This is a genomic window from Aromatoleum evansii (assembly GCF_012910805.1).
GTDB lineage: Bacteria > Pseudomonadota > Gammaproteobacteria > Burkholderiales > Rhodocyclaceae > Aromatoleum > Aromatoleum evansii.
Map to the genome: position 1 here is coordinate 1 of NZ_WTVK01000086.1, position 14,706 is coordinate 14,706.

The window sequence follows — 14,706 nt, forward strand, 5'->3', positions numbered from 1 at the left end:
GGGATGGGTTCAGCAGGGGGCGCCGAAACCCATCCCCCTCCGAGCCGTCCAGTGCCGGCTTTGCACAGCCGGCCCGCTCAGCCGGCGCGAAGCCGTGCTTCGCGAAACCCCGGCTTCGCCCCCCTTGAAGGGGGAGGGATGCCTCAGGCGGCGAGCGGCGGATAATCCGTATACCCCCGCGGCCCCGGGGTGTACAGCGTGCCCTGGTCGAACTCCGCCAGCGGCGCGCCGTCGCGGAAGCGGCGGACGAGGTCGGGGTTGCCGATGAAGTAGCGCCCGAACGAGACCGCTTCGCCTTTGCCTTCCGTGAGGATGCGTTGGGCGCTGGCGAGCTTGAAGCTGTCGTTGGCGATGATCGGGCCGCGGAAGTTGGCGCGGGCGAGCGCCAGGGCGTCGAGCTCGCGCACGGGCGAGCGCATCACGTGCAGGTAGGCGAGGCCCATCGGGTCGATTGCCTGCAGCAGGCCGGTGTAGGTCCGCACGGGATCGTCATCGACGACGTCGTTGAAGGGGTTGGCGGGGCAGATGCGCAGGCCGACGCGGCCCGCGCCGGCGGCAGACGCCATCGCTTCCAGGGTTTCGACGACGAAGCGCAGGCGCTTTTCCGGGGTGCCGCCGTAGGCGTCGTCGCGCAGGTTGGTGTTGGCGGCGAGGAACTGCATCGGCAGGTAGCCGCTGGTGCAGTGCAGTTCGACGCCGTCGAAACCGGCTTCGAGCGCGTATTCGGTCGCGCGACGGTATTCGGCGATGACGCCGGGGATCTCGTCGGTGCGCAGCGCGCGCGGCAGGTCGTATTCGACCATGCCGGCGACGTCGGTGAAGATCTTGCCGGCGGCGCGGACGGCCGAGGGGGCGACCGTTTCGGTGCCGGGATCCTTGTTGAGGTGGCTGGCGATGCGCCCTACATGCATGATCTGCAGCACGATGCGCCCGCCTTCGCGATGCACGGCGTCGGTGACTTTGCGCCAGCCGGCGACCTGCTCCGGCGTATGGATGCCGGGCGTGCGGCAGTAGCCCTTGCCGTTGGCGCTGGGTTGCGTGCCCTCGGCGACGATTAGGCCGGCGGTGGCGCGCTGGCGGTAGTACTCGACCATCAGCTCGGTGGGCACGTCGCCCGCGCCGGCGCGGCTGCGCGTCATCGGCGCCATGACGATGCGATTGGCGAGTTCGATGTCGCCGAGCGTGAGCGGGGAGAACAGATCTGGCATGTGCGGGCTCCTTCAGCGGACGCGGATCTTCGGCGCGGGGGTGCCGCGCCGCATCGTCTCGAGGAATTTTTCGAGCGGCGCGGGCGGCGCGACCTCGGGCAGCGATTCCTTGTCGGGGCGCTCGGCCCAGAACTCCTTCCATGACGGAAACAGGTCGTGGAAGGTGCCGACGTAGGGCTGGCGACCGGGCCAGCGCATCTTCATGTCGCCGATGGGTGGCTTGTTGAGGTCGGTCGCGTACCAGTAGCAGGGCAGGCGGCGGCGGAACAGCCAGCGGCCGTCGATGCGCTCGTAGTCGTCCCAGTACAGCATCTGCATGATCACCCACTCGCCGCCGCACTCGTGCTCGTTCTTCGAGTAGACGACGCCGGTGGCGTGGTCGCGGTCGATGAACTCGATGATGTGCTGGCCGAGGTGGTGCGAGGTGCCGGTGAATTGCTCGCGCAGGGTGTCGTCCTGCCAGGCTTTGAAGTGCGCGCGGCCGACCCGCTCGCGCCCGACGCGGATGTCGGGTGCGAAGAGGTTCACGTGCGCGTCCATGTCGCGCATGTCGAGCGACAGCGAATACTTCGCGGCGAGCTGGCGGATTTCGTCGATCGATTCGAGCCGGTCGATGCGTTCTTCGAGCGTGGGCGTGCTCATCGCGTTCCTCATCACAGCGCGGTGACGAGGACGGCGGAGCGGCCCCCGTCGACCGGCAGCGCGGCGCCCGTGATGTAGGAGGCGTCCGGCCCGGCGAGGAAGGCAATGGCGGCGGCGAGTTCGTCGGCCTGGCCGACGCGGCCCATCGGGATGAGCTTCTCGGTCGTGCGGCGCGAGTTCTCGTCGGCGAGCATGCCAGCGGTGGCCGGGGTCTCGACGACGGCGGGGATCACGACGTTCACGCGGATGTTGTCGGGAGCGCCTTCGGCGGCGGCCGCGCGCGAGAAGTTCATGATCGCGGCCTTCGCGGCCGAGTAGCCGGCCATCCACGGCGTGCCGAGCGTGCCGCAGATCGACGAGAGGTTCACGATCGCACCGCCGCGGCCCTTCATCAGCTTCATCGCGGTGCGCGTGCCCCAGAAGGTGCCGTCGACCGAAGTGGCGAAGTTGGCGTGCCAGTCGGTGGTGGAGGTCGATTCGATCGCGCCCCAGGTGAAGGCCATCGCGTTGTTCACGAGGATGTCGAGGTGGCCGTGGCGCTTCGCGGTGTCTTGGAGCGCGGCGACGAACTGGGCCTCGTTGCCGACGTCGACGACGACCGCTTCGGCCTTGCCGTCCTTGGCGACGATGGCGGCGACGACTTCGTCGAGCGGTTCCTTGCGCCTGCCGCAGATGACGACCGTGGCGCCTTCGGCGGCGAGGCGGTGTGCGGTGGCGGCGCCGATGCCGGAGCCTCCGCCGGTGACGAAGGCGACCTTGCCGTGCAGTTTTCCGGACATGCTCTTCTCCTTACTTGAAGTACGAGCCGCCGTTGGCGACGAGATCCGAACCGGTGACCATCGCGGCGTCGTCGGACGCGAGGAAGGCAACCGTCGCGGCGATGTCGGAGGGTTCGGCCATGCGGCCGAGCGGGATGCCGGCGACCATGGAATCGATCCAGGCCTGCGAGACGTTGGCCATGATCGGGGTGTTCACCGGGCCGGGCATCACGTTATTCACGCGGATGCCGCGCGGCGCGAGTTCGCGTGCGAGGCTGCGCGTCATGCCGGTCAGCGCGGCCTTGGAGGCGGCGTAGTGCAGCGCGCCTTCGCCGGAGATGGCCGAGGTGCTGGAGATGTTGACGAGGGAGCCCTTGATGCCGTGTTTGATCATCACGCGCACGGCCTCGCGGGTGCAGAAGAAGGTGCCGTCGAGGTTCACCTGCATGACGCCGCGCCAGCCTTCGTCGGCCATGTCGCAGATCAGATCGGGATACGTGGTGGGTTTCTCGCCGCGCGCCATCTGTTCGCCGCGTTCGTTCATGCGCGCGAGGAGCTTGTCGAAGCCGTCGTTCTTGGCGCTGCCGATGCCGGCGTTGTTCACGAGCACGTCCAGGCGGCGGAAGCGGCCGTCGACTTCCTCGAACAGGGCCTTCACGGCAGCGCTGTCGGCGATGTTGCAGACGCGCGCGATGCCTTCCTTGTTTCCTGTGAGGTCGAGCGTCTCCTTCGCGCTGGCTTCGTTCACATCCACTGCGACGACGGTCGCGCCTTCCTGCGCGAGGCGGATTGCGATGGCGCGGCCCATGCCCTGGCCGGCGCCGGTGACGACCGCCACTTTTCCTGCGAATCTCATGCCATGTCTCCTGGAAAAAAAACTGTTGGTGTAGGGTGAGCGTAGGGATGCCGCGGTGGCGTGCCATCGTCCGATGGGACTAGCGCGGGACGAGGCGCAGGGCGGCGTTCAGGGGCGGCGCTCAGGCCGCGTGCGCGAGGCGGGCGTCGGACAGGGTCTGGTTCGTCCAGGTCTTGAAGGCGCGGCGAAAGTTGCTGACGCTGCTGTAGCCGAGCATGTAGCCGATCTCCTTGGGCGTTAGCGTCGTGTGCTGCAGGTACTGCAGCGCCAGCTCCCTGCGCGTGTCGTCGAGGATCTTCTGGTAGCTCTGGTCTTCGTCGACGAGACGGCGGCGCAGCGTGCGCGCGCCGATGTTGAGATGCTCGGCCATCTCCTCGAGCGTCGGGAAGTCGCCTGGATGGCCCACCAGGTAGTCGCGGATCAGTTCCGACAGCCGGGCGTCGCGGCGCTGCCGGGCGGCGAGCATCTCGCACTGGCTCGCGCACAGCTTGAACACTTCCGGGTTGGCGAGGCTGATCGGGTCCTGCAGGCGGTTGATGTCGAAGACGACGAGGTTGCGCGACTGGTTGAAATACACCGGGCAGTTGAAGCGCTTGAGGTAGGGCGTGACGTCCGCGGGTTGGGGGAAGGTCAGGTGCAGTTCGAGGATGGGGAAGGGGCGATTGGTCAGGCTGGACGCGAGCTGAATGGTCTGGCTGACGAATTCCTCGACCGCGAAGCGCATCACGTCGCCCAGGCGATACACGTCGTGGATCTCCGAGAACCAGCGCCCGTGCATGATGGTGTTGGTGGTCGAGAAGATGTGCTCGTTGAGGCCGCGATAGCGGTCGTAGAGCTCGCGCGAATCCTTGAGCGTCGAGGCGCTGAGCGCCGCATAGCCGAGGATGCCGAGGTCGCTGACGCGGAACTCCTCGCCCAGCGCGATGCCAAGCCACGGGTTGCGGGTCAGTTCCAGCATGTTGAGGATGACGCGGCGGTACTGCGGCGGATGCGGCAGCATGTCGTGCTCGGCGCCTTGCCCGGCGCGCAGTCCGGTGCCGGCGAGTACCCGTGCGGCGCCGATGCCGCGGCTGGCCATGCGGGCGAGGTAGAAGTCGAGTTTGCCAGTCGGTTTCAGGTCGTTCATTGTCGTCTCCGTCCGTATCCGTCGCGCTCCGAGTCGCTTGATGCGTCTTTGGCCGCATCGGAATCGTCGTCGATGCCTCGATCGGGCGCATCACCCGATCGCATTAAATCCCGCTCTCCGGTAGGGGCTTGCACGGCGGGCGCGGCCGTAATGCAAAGGAACGATGCGGGTTTGCGGGCCGCGCGCGAGAGTGCGGGCGAGGCTTGTGATACGGATGAGGAGGTCGCCGATGAACGAAATGCAGGGGATCATCCAGTGCTGGGAGCGCCTGCGCGGACTCGGCGAACATGCGGCGCTGGCCACCGTCGTTGCGGTGGAGGGATCGACCTACCGGCGGCCCGGGGCGCGCATGCTGGTGAGCGCGGACGGCGAAAGCGAGGGCTCGATCAGCGGCGGCTGCCTCGAACGGGATGTCTTCCGCCAGGCCGCGCGGGTGCTGCACAGCGGCGAGCCGGCGGTTCTCGTCTATGACTCCACCGACGAGGATGTCGCGGAGGGCTATTCGCTGGGCTGCAACGGCGTCGTCGTCGTGCTGGTCGAGCCGGTCGAGCCGGAGGGATCGTCCGCCGCGCTCGATTTCATCGCGGATTGCCTGGCGCGGCGACGTCGCGGCGCGCTCGTGACCGTTTATGCGGTGGAGGGCGCAGGCGGCGCGCGGATCGGTGCGCGTCTTGCCGTCTCCGACGACCGGTCCGTCTGCGCGCTGGGCATCGACGATGCGTCGCTGCGTTCGCGGCTGGAGGGCAAGGCGCGCGAAGCGCTGCGCGATGGGCGATCCACGCGGGTTCGGCTGCGCACCGCGGAAGGGCAGGTCGAAGCCTTCGTCGAGTTCATTTCACCCCCGCCCGCGCTGACGATCTTCGGCGCCGGCCATGATGCCGTCCCGCTCGCAGAGTTCGCGAAGGCGCTCGGCTGGCACGTGAGCGTCGTGTCGCGCAACGCGGGGCATGCGATCCATGGCCGCTTTGCCGGGGCGGACCGGGTGCTCGTCGCGGACGCCGAAACGGCCTTGGCCGGGCAGACGGATGAGGGCGGTGCAATCGCCGCCGTGATGACGCACAACTATTTCGAGGACTTGCGCGTGCTACGCGCGTTGATCCCGCGCCGTCCGCGCTACGTCGCGCTGCTCGGCCCGAAGCGGCGCACGGAGCGGCTACTCGTGGCGCTGGAGGACGAGGGGCTGGACGTGCGAGGCGAGGCGCTTCCGTGGCTGCACGGCCCGGCGGGGCTGGACATCGGCGCCGATACGCCCGAGGAGATCGCGCTCGCGATCGTGGCCGAAATCCGCGCTGTCATCGCCGGGCGTACGGGCGGTTTTGCGCGCGTGCGGCGCGGGCCGCTGCATGCGCGTGGCGAGGGGGGCGGAACGGTGGTCGTGGAGGGCGTGGAGCGGGGCGAGATCGTGTGCGGCTTGGCGGCGCCTTGAAAAGCCCCCGCCGCATCGCGGGCGAAACTTGCGGCGCGAACCGCGATTCGTGTCGTGACGTAAAATCCGCCCATGACATCGAATGAAATGAACGAAGCCGCAGCGGACGATGCAGCCGCCCCCGTGAAAGAGCCGTGCCTGTGGTGCGACGACGGCTGGACCGCCCGCGTCATCAAGAACATGGACGACGACGGGTGGGCAGTCGAAATGATCAAGGATGGCGAGCCCGAGCCCGCCCTGGTCGGGCCCTGGACGATGGGGCGCGACAAGAAGAATCCCAAGCCGCTTGATTCCGCTGCCTTCAACACGCTCGTGAAGACCGCCTCGGAAGTCCTGCGCCGCCACGAGCAACAGCTGCATGCGACGCTTCACAAGAAGCTCACGGTGAACACGGAGTCCGGCCCGGTCAACGTGACGCTCGACATCGTCGCCGACGAATACGACCCCCATGCCCTGTTGGGGGCCTGCGACGCCGCGGGCGAAGAATTGGCCCAGGTGCGCGTGGATGCGGGGTTCAAACTGACCAAGACCAGCGCGCACGCGTGGATCGAGGATGACTTCCGCAGGCCCGACTGATCGGGCTTCCCGGTAGCGCCCTGTGGCAGCTCAGCCTCCGGTCGCCGCCTCGATCTCCTCGGAGAGCTTCAGCCAGCCGTCCTCGTGGGCGTTCAGGGTTTCTTCGATCTGCTGCAGCTCCTTCCCCAGCTCGGCGATTTGCTGCACCGACGGGGAGCCGGCCAGGCGAGCTTCGGTTGCGTGCTTGCGCGCCTGGACTTCGAGGATCGTCTGCTCCAGCTTGCCGAGGTCGCGCTTGAGGCTCTTGAGCTTCTCCGGGCTGATCCTGTTGGCGGGAGCCGGTGCCGGCGCAGTCTCGTGCTTAGGGCTCTTGAGCGAGGCTTTGAGCTCTTCGCGGGCACGGCGGGCTTCGTCGAGCAGGTATTGCTGGTAGTCGTCCAGGTCGCCGTCGAAGGGTTCGACGCCGCCGCGCGCCACCAGCCAGAACTCGTCGCACACCGAGCGCAACAGGGCCCGGTCGTGTGAGACCAGCATCACGGTCCCCTCGAATTCGTTGAGCGCCATCGCCAGGGCTTCGCGGGTGGCGAGGTCGAGGTGGTTGGTCGGTTCGTCCAGCAACAGCAGGTTGGGGCGCTGCCACACGAGCATGCACAGCACGAGGCGGGCCTTTTCGCCGCCGCTCATGGTGCCGACCGGCTGCTGCACCATGTCGCCGCTGAAGTTGAAGGTGCCGAGGAAGGTGCGCAGGTCCTGCTCGCGGCCGCTCTGGCCCGCCGGCAGGCCCTCGCGGGCCATGCGCACCATGTGTTCGAGCGGATTGTCCTCGGGGCGGAGCACGTCCAGTTCCTGCTGTGCGAAATAGCCGATGCGCAGCCCCTTGCCCTCGGTGACGACCCCGCTGGTGGGGGCGAGGTCGCGGGCGATGGTCTTCACCAGCGTGGATTTGCCGCGGCCGTTGGCGCCGAGGATGCCGATGCGCTCGCCGGCCATGACCGACTTGTTCACGCCGCGCACGATCACCGTCGGCGGCGTGCCGGCCGGGGCACCTTCCGGCGCCGGGTAGCCGAAGCAGGCGTCTTCCATCGCCAGCATGGGGTTGGGCAGGTTGAGCGGTTCCTTGAACTCGAAGGTGAAGTCGGCGCTCGCGAGCACCGGTGCGAGCTTGTCCATGCGGTCCAGCGCCTTGACCCGGCTCTGCGCCTGTTTGGCCTTGCTGGCCTTGGCCTTGAAGCGGGCGATGAATTTCTGCAGGTGGGCTATCTTTTCCTGCTGCTTGGCGTAGGCGTTCTGCTGCAATTCCAGCTGCAGGGCGCGGGTGTCCTCGAAGGTCGAGTAGTTGCCGCCGTAGCGCGTGAGCTTGTGGTTTTCGATGTGCACCGTGACGTCGGTGATGGCATCGAGGAATTCGCGGTCGTGGCTGATGACGACCAGGGTGCCGGCGTAGCGCTTGAGCCAGGCTTCGAGCCAGACCAGGGCGTCGAGGTCGAGGTGGTTGGTCGGTTCGTCGAGGAGCAGCAGGTCGGACGGGCACATCAGTGCGCGCGCCAGTTGCAGGCGCATGCGCCAGCCGCCGGAGAAGCTGTTGACCGGATTGCACAGTTCGGTGGTCTTGAAGCCGAGCCCGAGGATCAGCGCCTGGGAACGCGCCTGGGCATCGTGGGCGCCGGCGTCATGCAGCGCCATGTACGCGTAGGCCATGCGTTCTCCGTCTTCGCTGGCCTCGGCGGCCGCGACTTCCTGCTGCGCGGCGAGCAGCGCAGTGTCGCCCTCGATCACGAAGTCGGTGGCCGACTGGCTGGTTTCCGGCATGTCCTGCGCCACCTGCGCCATGCGCCAGGCCGCGGGCATGAAGAAGTCGCCGGCATCTTCATGCAGCGTGCCGTTGAGCAGGCCGAACAGCGAGGACTTGCCGGCACCGTTGCGCCCGACCAGGCCGACCTTCTCGCCGGGGTTGAGCGTGACGGAGGTGCTGTCGAGCAGCACCTTGGCGCCGCGGCGAAGGGTGACGTCCTTGAGGGTGATCATGGGAATGAGGCTCCGGTGTGGAATTCGAGTGGCGGGCGGATAGGGATAGGAACGCGCACGCGGAACCGCACTGCGGAGTTCGACCGAATCGGGAAGGTCGCAAGGATACGTTCTTTGGGGGCGTCGTTGGCACGGAATTGCCCGGCGCGCTGAGGGAGTTCGGCGTGGTCACCGAGCTCACGTGTACTATCCGGTCTTGCTCACTCAAGGGACGCATCTCCTAATGCAAAGGGAAGGCCAGGAAAAACCCCGATACGCCGTCGTGGCGGCCGTACAACTGCCGAACGTGAGCGACGTCGAGTTCGAGGCGTCGTTGACCGAGCTGCGCGAACTCGCAAAGACATTGGGGCTGACCGTCGTCCAAACCTTCGTTCAGAAGCGTTCCGGCTTCGACACGAACGGCTACCTCGGCGTCGGCAAGCGGCAGGAGATCCGCGAGTACGTCGATGGCTGCAGCGCGCAGGAGATCGACGCGATCCTGGTCGATCACGAGATATCGCCGTCCCAGGCGCGCAACCTCGAAGTCGAGGTGGGCTGCGAGGTGATGGACCGCACCATGGTCATCCTCGAAATCTTCCATCGCAACGCGCGCTCCCGCGCCGCACGCGCGCAGGTCGAGATCGCGCGCCTCGGTTACATGGCGCCGCGCCTTCGCGAGGCGGCGAAACTCGCCGGGCCGCAAGGGCGCCAGCGCAGCGGCACCGGTGGCCGTGGCGCGGGCGAGTCGCACACCGAGCTCGATCGACGCAAAGTGCGTGACCGTATCGCCGAGCTGCAAGAGGAAATCGACGCGATGGAGGTCGAGCGCAAGACGCAGCGTGCCCGACGGCAGGGGCGCCAGAGCCTCGCCGGCGTTGCGCTGGTCGGCTACACGAACGCGGGCAAGTCGACCCTGATGCGGGCGCTCACCGGTAGCGAAGTGCTCGTCGCCAACAAGCTTTTCGCGACCCTCGACACCACCGTGCGGGTTCTCTACCCGGAGAGCGTGCCGCGGGTGCTCGTCAGCGACACCGTCGGCTTCATCAAGAACCTGCCGCACGGGCTCGTCGCGTCGTTCAAGTCGACGCTCGACGAAGCGCTGGACGCATCCCTGCTGCTTCACGTCATCGATGCCAGCGATCCGGGATTCCTGCGCCAGCTGGAGGTCACGGACCACGTGCTCGAAGAGATCGGCGCAGACGTCCTGCCGCGCCTGCGCGTCTTCAACAAGATCGACCACGTCGGCGATGCCGACGCGCAAGCCGAATGCGAAGCGGCGTTGCGGGCGCAGTACCCCGAATGCGTCGTCATGAGCGCCCGTCGCCCCGACGACGTCGCGAAGCTGCGCCAGAAGATCGTCGCGTTCTTCCAGCAGGATCTGGTCGCCGCCGAACTGTTCCTTCCCTGGTCCGCGCAGCAATGGCGCAAGGACATTTATGCGAATTGCGAGGTGCTGGAGGAGCGCGCGGACGACGAGGGCGCGTTCTTCCACGTGCGCGGCGAGCGCAACACTGTGGAGAGCCTGCGCGAGCAGTTCGAGCAGGTGCGATGAGGCGAGGGTAGCGGGGCAGCCTGGTGGGCGTCGCTGCGGGCGGGGTCGCGGTCAGCCACGCCTCAGGCTTGTAGGGCAGCGCTGCCGCCGTCACGCCCGACCAAACACGCGCCGGAACAAGCTGGCGAGGCGCTCGAAGAAGACCTTGAAGACCACGCCGACGAGATTGATCGAATCCTCCTTTTGCGGGAGCGCGCGCGGTGCGGCGGAGGCGGTCGGGGTGGTGGCGGTGTCGGCCGACGTGGGCTGGGCCGAGGCTGCCGGCGTCTCGTCGCGCTGCACTTCCAGCAGCGCACGCACGTTGTTGACGTATTTCCTGATGATCTGCGCCGACACGCCCTCGATCATGCCGCGGCCGACCTGGAGGATGCGGCCGGTGAGGTCGATGCTCGATTCGCAGCTCACCTGCGTTGCGCGACCGTCCGCCGAGGGGGCGAGGCGCGTGAGGATGGTGCCGCTGACGGTGCCGCCACCGCGTTCGTTGCCCGCGGCGAGCAGCTTCACCGTGTGTGTCGCGGCGTCCTTATCGACGTAGGTGATCGTACCCTGGTATTGCGCGGTGACGGCGCCGATCTTGAGCTTCACCGCGCCGACGAAACTGTCGGCGTCGACGATCTGCGTCAGCGATGCGCCGGGCATGCAGGCGACGACGTTTTGCGGGTCGAGCAGGAACTGCCACACGGCCTCGACCGGGGCGGCGACCTCGAAGTTTTCCTGGATTTGCAGGGCCATGTCGGATCCTTGTTCGCGGTTGTCGTGAAATTTCGGGTTCAGCCGACGCAGGCGGGCTGCACGGGGCAGGCCGCGGAAGGCATGTCGCGCGGGGCATCGGCGCGCTGGTAGAGGGTCGTGCGGCGCCACAGCGGCCGGCCGATGCCGGTGGCGATGTGGTTCATGCCTGCGCTGTCCATTTCCTGGCCGTTGAGGCCGCCGGCCGCGCGCGTGATCGATTCGTACATCAGCGTGCCCCCGAGGTCGTTGGCGCCGGCCTGCAGGCACTGAGCCGCGCCGCCGGGCCCCATCTTGACCCACGAGGTCTGGATGTTCGGGATCAGCGGGTGCAGCGCGAGGCGCGCCACCGCATGCATCAGCACGGCCTCGCGTGCGCTGGGGCCGGAGCGGCTGCGGCCCTTGTGCCACAGCGGCGACTCCATGTGCACGAAGGGCAGCGGCACGAATTCCGTGATCCCGCCGGTGTCGCGCTGGAGCTGGCGCAGCTTGAGCAGGTGGCGCGCCCAGTGGCGCGGGGTGTCGACGTGGCCGAACATGATGGTCGAGGTCGTGGGCACGCCGACTTCATGGGCGGCGCGCACGATGGACAGCCATTCGTCCGTAGTGAGCTTGTCGGGGCAGAGTTGCGCCCTCACCTCGTCGTCGAGCACTTCGGCGGCTGTGCCGGGAAGGCTGCCGAGGCCCGCGTCGCGCAGGCGCCGCAGGAAAGCCGCGGGCGATAGGCCGAGCGTCGCGGCGCCGTGGCGGATTTCCAGCGGCGAGAAGGCGTGGATGTGCATGTCCGGCACGGCTGCGCGGACGGCTGCGACGATGTCGAGGTAGGACTGGCCGGTGTAGGCCGGGTGGATGCCCCCTTGCAGGCACACTTCGGTGGCGCCGCGTCCCCGGGCTTCGAGCGCGCGCCGCCCGACCTCGTCGGCGCTCAGCACGTAGGCGGGGCCGCGCAGCGATTCGGCGCTGCGTCCCTTGGCGAAGGCGCAGAAGCCGCAGCGGTGCTGGCAGATGTTGGTGTAGTTGATGTTGCAGTTGGTGACGAAGGACACGCCCTCGCCGAGTGTCGCGGCGCGCAGGCGGTCGGCGGCGTCGATGACGGCCGCGTAGTCGCTGCCGCGGGCTTCGAAGAGCGTGATGACCGCGTCTTCCGACAGCGCATGCCCGGCGCTCGCCCGGTCGATGAGATCGAGGACGGGGTTGGCGGGGGTGCGTGCGTCGGCGCTGCTGCGGGACAAGGGCGGAAGCGGCGCTCCGCTGCCCGCGTGCCAGTCGTCGTCCCGTGCAAAGCCTGCCGCATCGGTGTGACGCAGGATGGCGCGTGCGATGTCCGGCGCGGTCCAGCGGGCCGCTTCGCGCGCGAAGCCGGGGCCCAGCGCGAGGCGTTCGACCAGCTCGCGGCCGGCGGCTTCGGTCGCGCGTCGTAGCGTCGCGATCTGCGGCCAGACGGCCTCGGGATTCACGTGGTCGGGCGTGACCGGCGAGACGCCGCCCCAGTCGTTGACGCCGGCACGGATCAGCGCGTCGAGCTCGCCCGCGCGCAGGTTGGGCGGGGCCTGGATCGACATTTCCGGGCCGAAGATCAGGCGCGCGATGGCGATCGTCCATTGATGCTCGGCGAGCGTCGGCTCGGGGGAGTTCGCCATCGCCGTGCGGGGCTTGGCGCGGAAGTTCTGGACGATGATTTCCTGGATGTGGCCGTGGCGGTCGTGGAGATCGCGCAACGCGAGCAGCGCGTCGATGCGTTCGAGGCGGGTTTCGCCGATGCCGACGAGAATGCCGCTGGTGGTCGCGACCGCCTGCTCGCCGGCGGCGCGCAGCGTCGCGAGGCGCACGTCCGGGTGCTTGTCGGGGCATTTCCAGTGCGCGCCGCCGCGCTCGCCCAGGCGCGTGGCCGTCGATTCCAGCATCAGGCCCATGGAGGCGGCGACCGGGCGCAGCTGCGCGATTTCGTCCGCCGACAAGGTGCCGGGGTTGAGGTGCGGCATCAGGCCGGTTTCGTCGAAGATGCGGCGCGCGATGGCCGCGACGTACTCGACCGTGCTCGCGAAGCCCAGCGCGGCGAGCGCCTCGCGTGCCGCGGGATGGCGCAGCTCGGGTTTCTCGCCGAGGGTCAGCAGGGCCTCGCGGCAGCCGGACAGCGCGCCGCTGCGGGCGATGGCGAGCGCCTGGTCGGGGCTGAGATACGCGTGGTGGGCGCCGCGCGGCGTCTCGGCGAAGGTGCAGTAGGCGCAGCGGTTGCGGCACAGGCGCGTGAGCGGGATGAAGACTTTGCGCGACCAGCCGACCGCCGTGCCGTGGCCGGCGAGGGTCAGCGCCTCGGCGGTCGCGAGGATTGATCCCGGTTCCGGCGCTGCCGCGAGAATGGCGGCGCCATCGGCATCCAGCCTCCGCCCTGCGCCTACGTCGGCAAGGATTCGCTGTGCACTGTCGGCCATGGCATGGGTTTCCGGTGGAGGGTGGAAAGGTGGCGGTCTGTCGCGTCGCGACGGGATACGAGCCGCGGGCGAAGGGGGACGGCGAGGCGCGCGAGGTCGGCCGGCAGGTCGACGTCGAAGGCCAGGCCGGGTCGCTCGACGATCGCCGGCACGAGTCCGCAGCGCAGCGCCTCGGCAACGTGGATCGGGAAGCTTTGCGTGCCGAACTGGAAGCGGAAGTCGCTGCCTGCCCCGAGGTAGATGGCGTTGGTGCCGACGCGGGCGCGATCGGGGGCCAGCGCGAGGCCGGACTGGCGGCCGCGCAGCACGAGCTCGTCGATGTCGGCCGCGCCAGCCAGCGGCAGGTCGCCGTGCATCACGACCAGTTCGCGGGCGCCCTCGCAGGCAAGCGAGAGGGCCGCCTGCTGGACGGAGTGGTTGAGCCCCAGACCGCTGTCGGCGAGGATCCGCACGGGGCGCCGCGTGAGATCGGTCGCGGGGGTGACGATGGCGATATGCTCGATCACGGACGAGCCGAGCAGCGCGTCGAGCACCTCGTCGAGCATCGCGCGCACGAGGCATTGACGCTCGCCCGGACCGAGGACGCCCGACAGCCGGCCCTTGCCCAGCGCGGGCAGCTTGATCGGGATCAGCGCCCAGCAGCTCACGGCCGGCTCCCTGCGAGGGCGGAGCCGCTGAGGGGGAAGGACCGCTGCGCCGTCATGATCGTGGCTAGCCGGCGACCGCGGCGAGCTCGCCGGTAATGCGGATGCCGGCGCCGTCGACGGCGTAGTTGCGGTTCATGAAGATCAGGATCGACGTGAGCGCTTCCGCCGCGGCGGAATTCGCCAGTGCGCCGGCATGAAGCCCGCGCAGGCCGGCGTCGTCGGCGAGTTGCCGGATCGTCTCGCGGGCGTCCTTGTCGTCGCCGAAGACCAGCACGTCGCACTCGACGTCGACATCGGTCGCGAGCTTGTGCGCGGCGACGTTGTGGAAGGCCGATACCACGCGCACGCCCTCGCCGAGCAAGGCCTGCGCGCGCAGCGCGGCGCAGCCTTCGGGCGGCAGCTGGACGCGCATGACCTTCGGCGGGACGAGCGGCACCGTCGTGTCGACGACGATCTTGCCGGCCACCGCCGGGCGGATCTCTTCGAGGACGGCCGCCTGCGACGCGAAGGGCACGGTCACGACGACGATGTCCGCCTGGCTCGCGGCGGCGGCATTGGTGCCGGAAGCGATCTCGCGCTCCAGTTCCGCACCCAGCGCCTGTGCCGCCGCGCGGGCCTTGTCGGCGTCGCGCGAACCGATCACGACCGTGTGGCCGTGCTTCGCCCAGCGCCGCGCCAGCGCCGCGCCCAGATGTCCCGTCCCGCCGATCACCCCGATGATGGGTCCTGTCCCGTTCGTCATGTCTGAGCCCCTGTTCGATGTGGGGCCAAAGCTATCAGCCGGGGGGAAGGGCCTGCATCGTTCTTTTG

General features: G+C 68.6%; 13 protein-coding genes. 3 read left to right on the forward strand and 10 right to left on the reverse strand.

All coding sequences use genetic code 11. The features are described 5' to 3' along the window. Positions 1-143: 143 nt before the first annotated feature. The 5 genes from GO615_RS25450 to GO615_RS25470 all read right to left on the reverse strand — a co-directional run bounded on the left by GO615_RS25450 (position 144) and on the right by GO615_RS25470 (position 4,590). The gene (locus tag GO615_RS25450) at positions 144-1,208 is read right to left on the reverse strand and encodes an alkene reductase (protein WP_169132660.1); all 1,065 of its coding nucleotides are present in this window, start codon (positions 1,206-1,208) and stop codon (positions 144-146) included. A gap of 12 nt (positions 1,209-1,220) precedes the next feature. Then, on the reverse strand, positions 1,221-1,850 hold the full coding sequence (locus tag GO615_RS25455; RefSeq protein ID WP_211167360.1) for a nuclear transport factor 2 family protein: 630 nt from the start codon (positions 1,848-1,850) through the stop codon (positions 1,221-1,223). Between the two features lie 11 nt (positions 1,851-1,861). After that, positions 1,862-2,629 (reverse strand): SDR family NAD(P)-dependent oxidoreductase, encoded by a 768-nt coding sequence (locus tag GO615_RS25460; protein ID WP_169132662.1) that lies wholly within the window; start codon positions 2,627-2,629, stop codon positions 1,862-1,864. A gap of 10 nt (positions 2,630-2,639) precedes the next feature. Beyond that, positions 2,640-3,464: an SDR family NAD(P)-dependent oxidoreductase gene (locus GO615_RS25465; RefSeq protein ID WP_169132663.1), complete on the reverse strand. Its 825-nt coding sequence runs from the start codon at positions 3,462-3,464 to the stop codon at positions 2,640-2,642. A 121-nt stretch (positions 3,465-3,585) separates the two neighbouring features. Continuing rightward, positions 3,586-4,590, reverse strand: coding sequence for an AraC family transcriptional regulator (locus GO615_RS25470; RefSeq protein WP_169132664.1), 1,005 nt, complete (start codon positions 4,588-4,590; stop codon positions 3,586-3,588). Between the two features lie 229 nt (positions 4,591-4,819). Here GO615_RS25470 and GO615_RS25475 point away from each other — a divergent pair, with 229 nt between their 5' ends. Both GO615_RS25475 and GO615_RS25480 read left to right on the forward strand, forming a co-directional pair. Further along, positions 4,820-6,016 (forward strand): XdhC family protein, encoded by a 1,197-nt coding sequence (locus GO615_RS25475; RefSeq protein ID WP_169132665.1) that lies wholly within the window; start codon positions 4,820-4,822, stop codon positions 6,014-6,016. A gap of 87 nt (positions 6,017-6,103) precedes the next feature. Then, positions 6,104-6,592, forward strand: a complete 489-nt coding sequence (locus tag GO615_RS25480; RefSeq protein ID WP_246262455.1) for a hypothetical protein — start codon at positions 6,104-6,106, stop codon at positions 6,590-6,592. 30 nt (positions 6,593-6,622) lie between these two features. Here GO615_RS25480 and GO615_RS25485 read toward each other — a convergent pair whose 3' ends face one another. Then, the gene (locus GO615_RS25485; protein ID WP_169132667.1) at positions 6,623-8,557 is read right to left on the reverse strand and encodes an ABC-F family ATP-binding cassette domain-containing protein; all 1,935 of its coding nucleotides are present in this window, start codon (positions 8,555-8,557) and stop codon (positions 6,623-6,625) included. Between the two features lie 223 nt (positions 8,558-8,780). Between GO615_RS25485 and hflX the strand changes: the two genes are divergently transcribed. Beyond that, positions 8,781-10,088: a GTPase HflX gene (hflX, locus tag GO615_RS25490; RefSeq protein WP_169132668.1), complete on the forward strand. Its 1,308-nt coding sequence runs from the start codon at positions 8,781-8,783 to the stop codon at positions 10,086-10,088. Positions 10,089-10,178: 90 nt separating this feature from the next. On the opposite strand, the gene GO615_RS25495 is transcribed toward hflX, so the two are convergent. The 4 genes from GO615_RS25495 to npdG form a co-directional block, all read right to left on the reverse strand. Further along, positions 10,179-10,820 carry an SRPBCC family protein gene (locus tag GO615_RS25495; RefSeq protein WP_169132669.1) on the reverse strand — a complete coding sequence of 214 codons (642 nt, stop codon included), beginning with the start codon at positions 10,818-10,820 and terminating at the stop codon, positions 10,179-10,181. Between the two features lie 38 nt (positions 10,821-10,858). After that, positions 10,859-13,249: a 5-amino-6-(D-ribitylamino)uracil--L-tyrosine 4-hydroxyphenyl transferase CofH gene (cofH, locus tag GO615_RS25500; RefSeq protein WP_169132670.1), complete on the reverse strand. Its 2,391-nt coding sequence runs from the start codon at positions 13,247-13,249 to the stop codon at positions 10,859-10,861. Further along, positions 13,213-13,896 (reverse strand): 2-phospho-L-lactate guanylyltransferase, encoded by a 684-nt coding sequence (gene cofC, locus GO615_RS25505; RefSeq protein ID WP_169132671.1) that lies wholly within the window; start codon positions 13,894-13,896, stop codon positions 13,213-13,215. The genes cofH and cofC overlap by 37 nt, the downstream gene beginning before the upstream one ends. A 64-nt stretch (positions 13,897-13,960) precedes the next feature. After that, positions 13,961-14,638, reverse strand: a complete 678-nt coding sequence (gene npdG / locus GO615_RS25510; protein ID WP_169132672.1) for an NADPH-dependent F420 reductase — start codon at positions 14,636-14,638, stop codon at positions 13,961-13,963. Between the last annotated feature and the right edge of the window lie 68 nt (positions 14,639-14,706).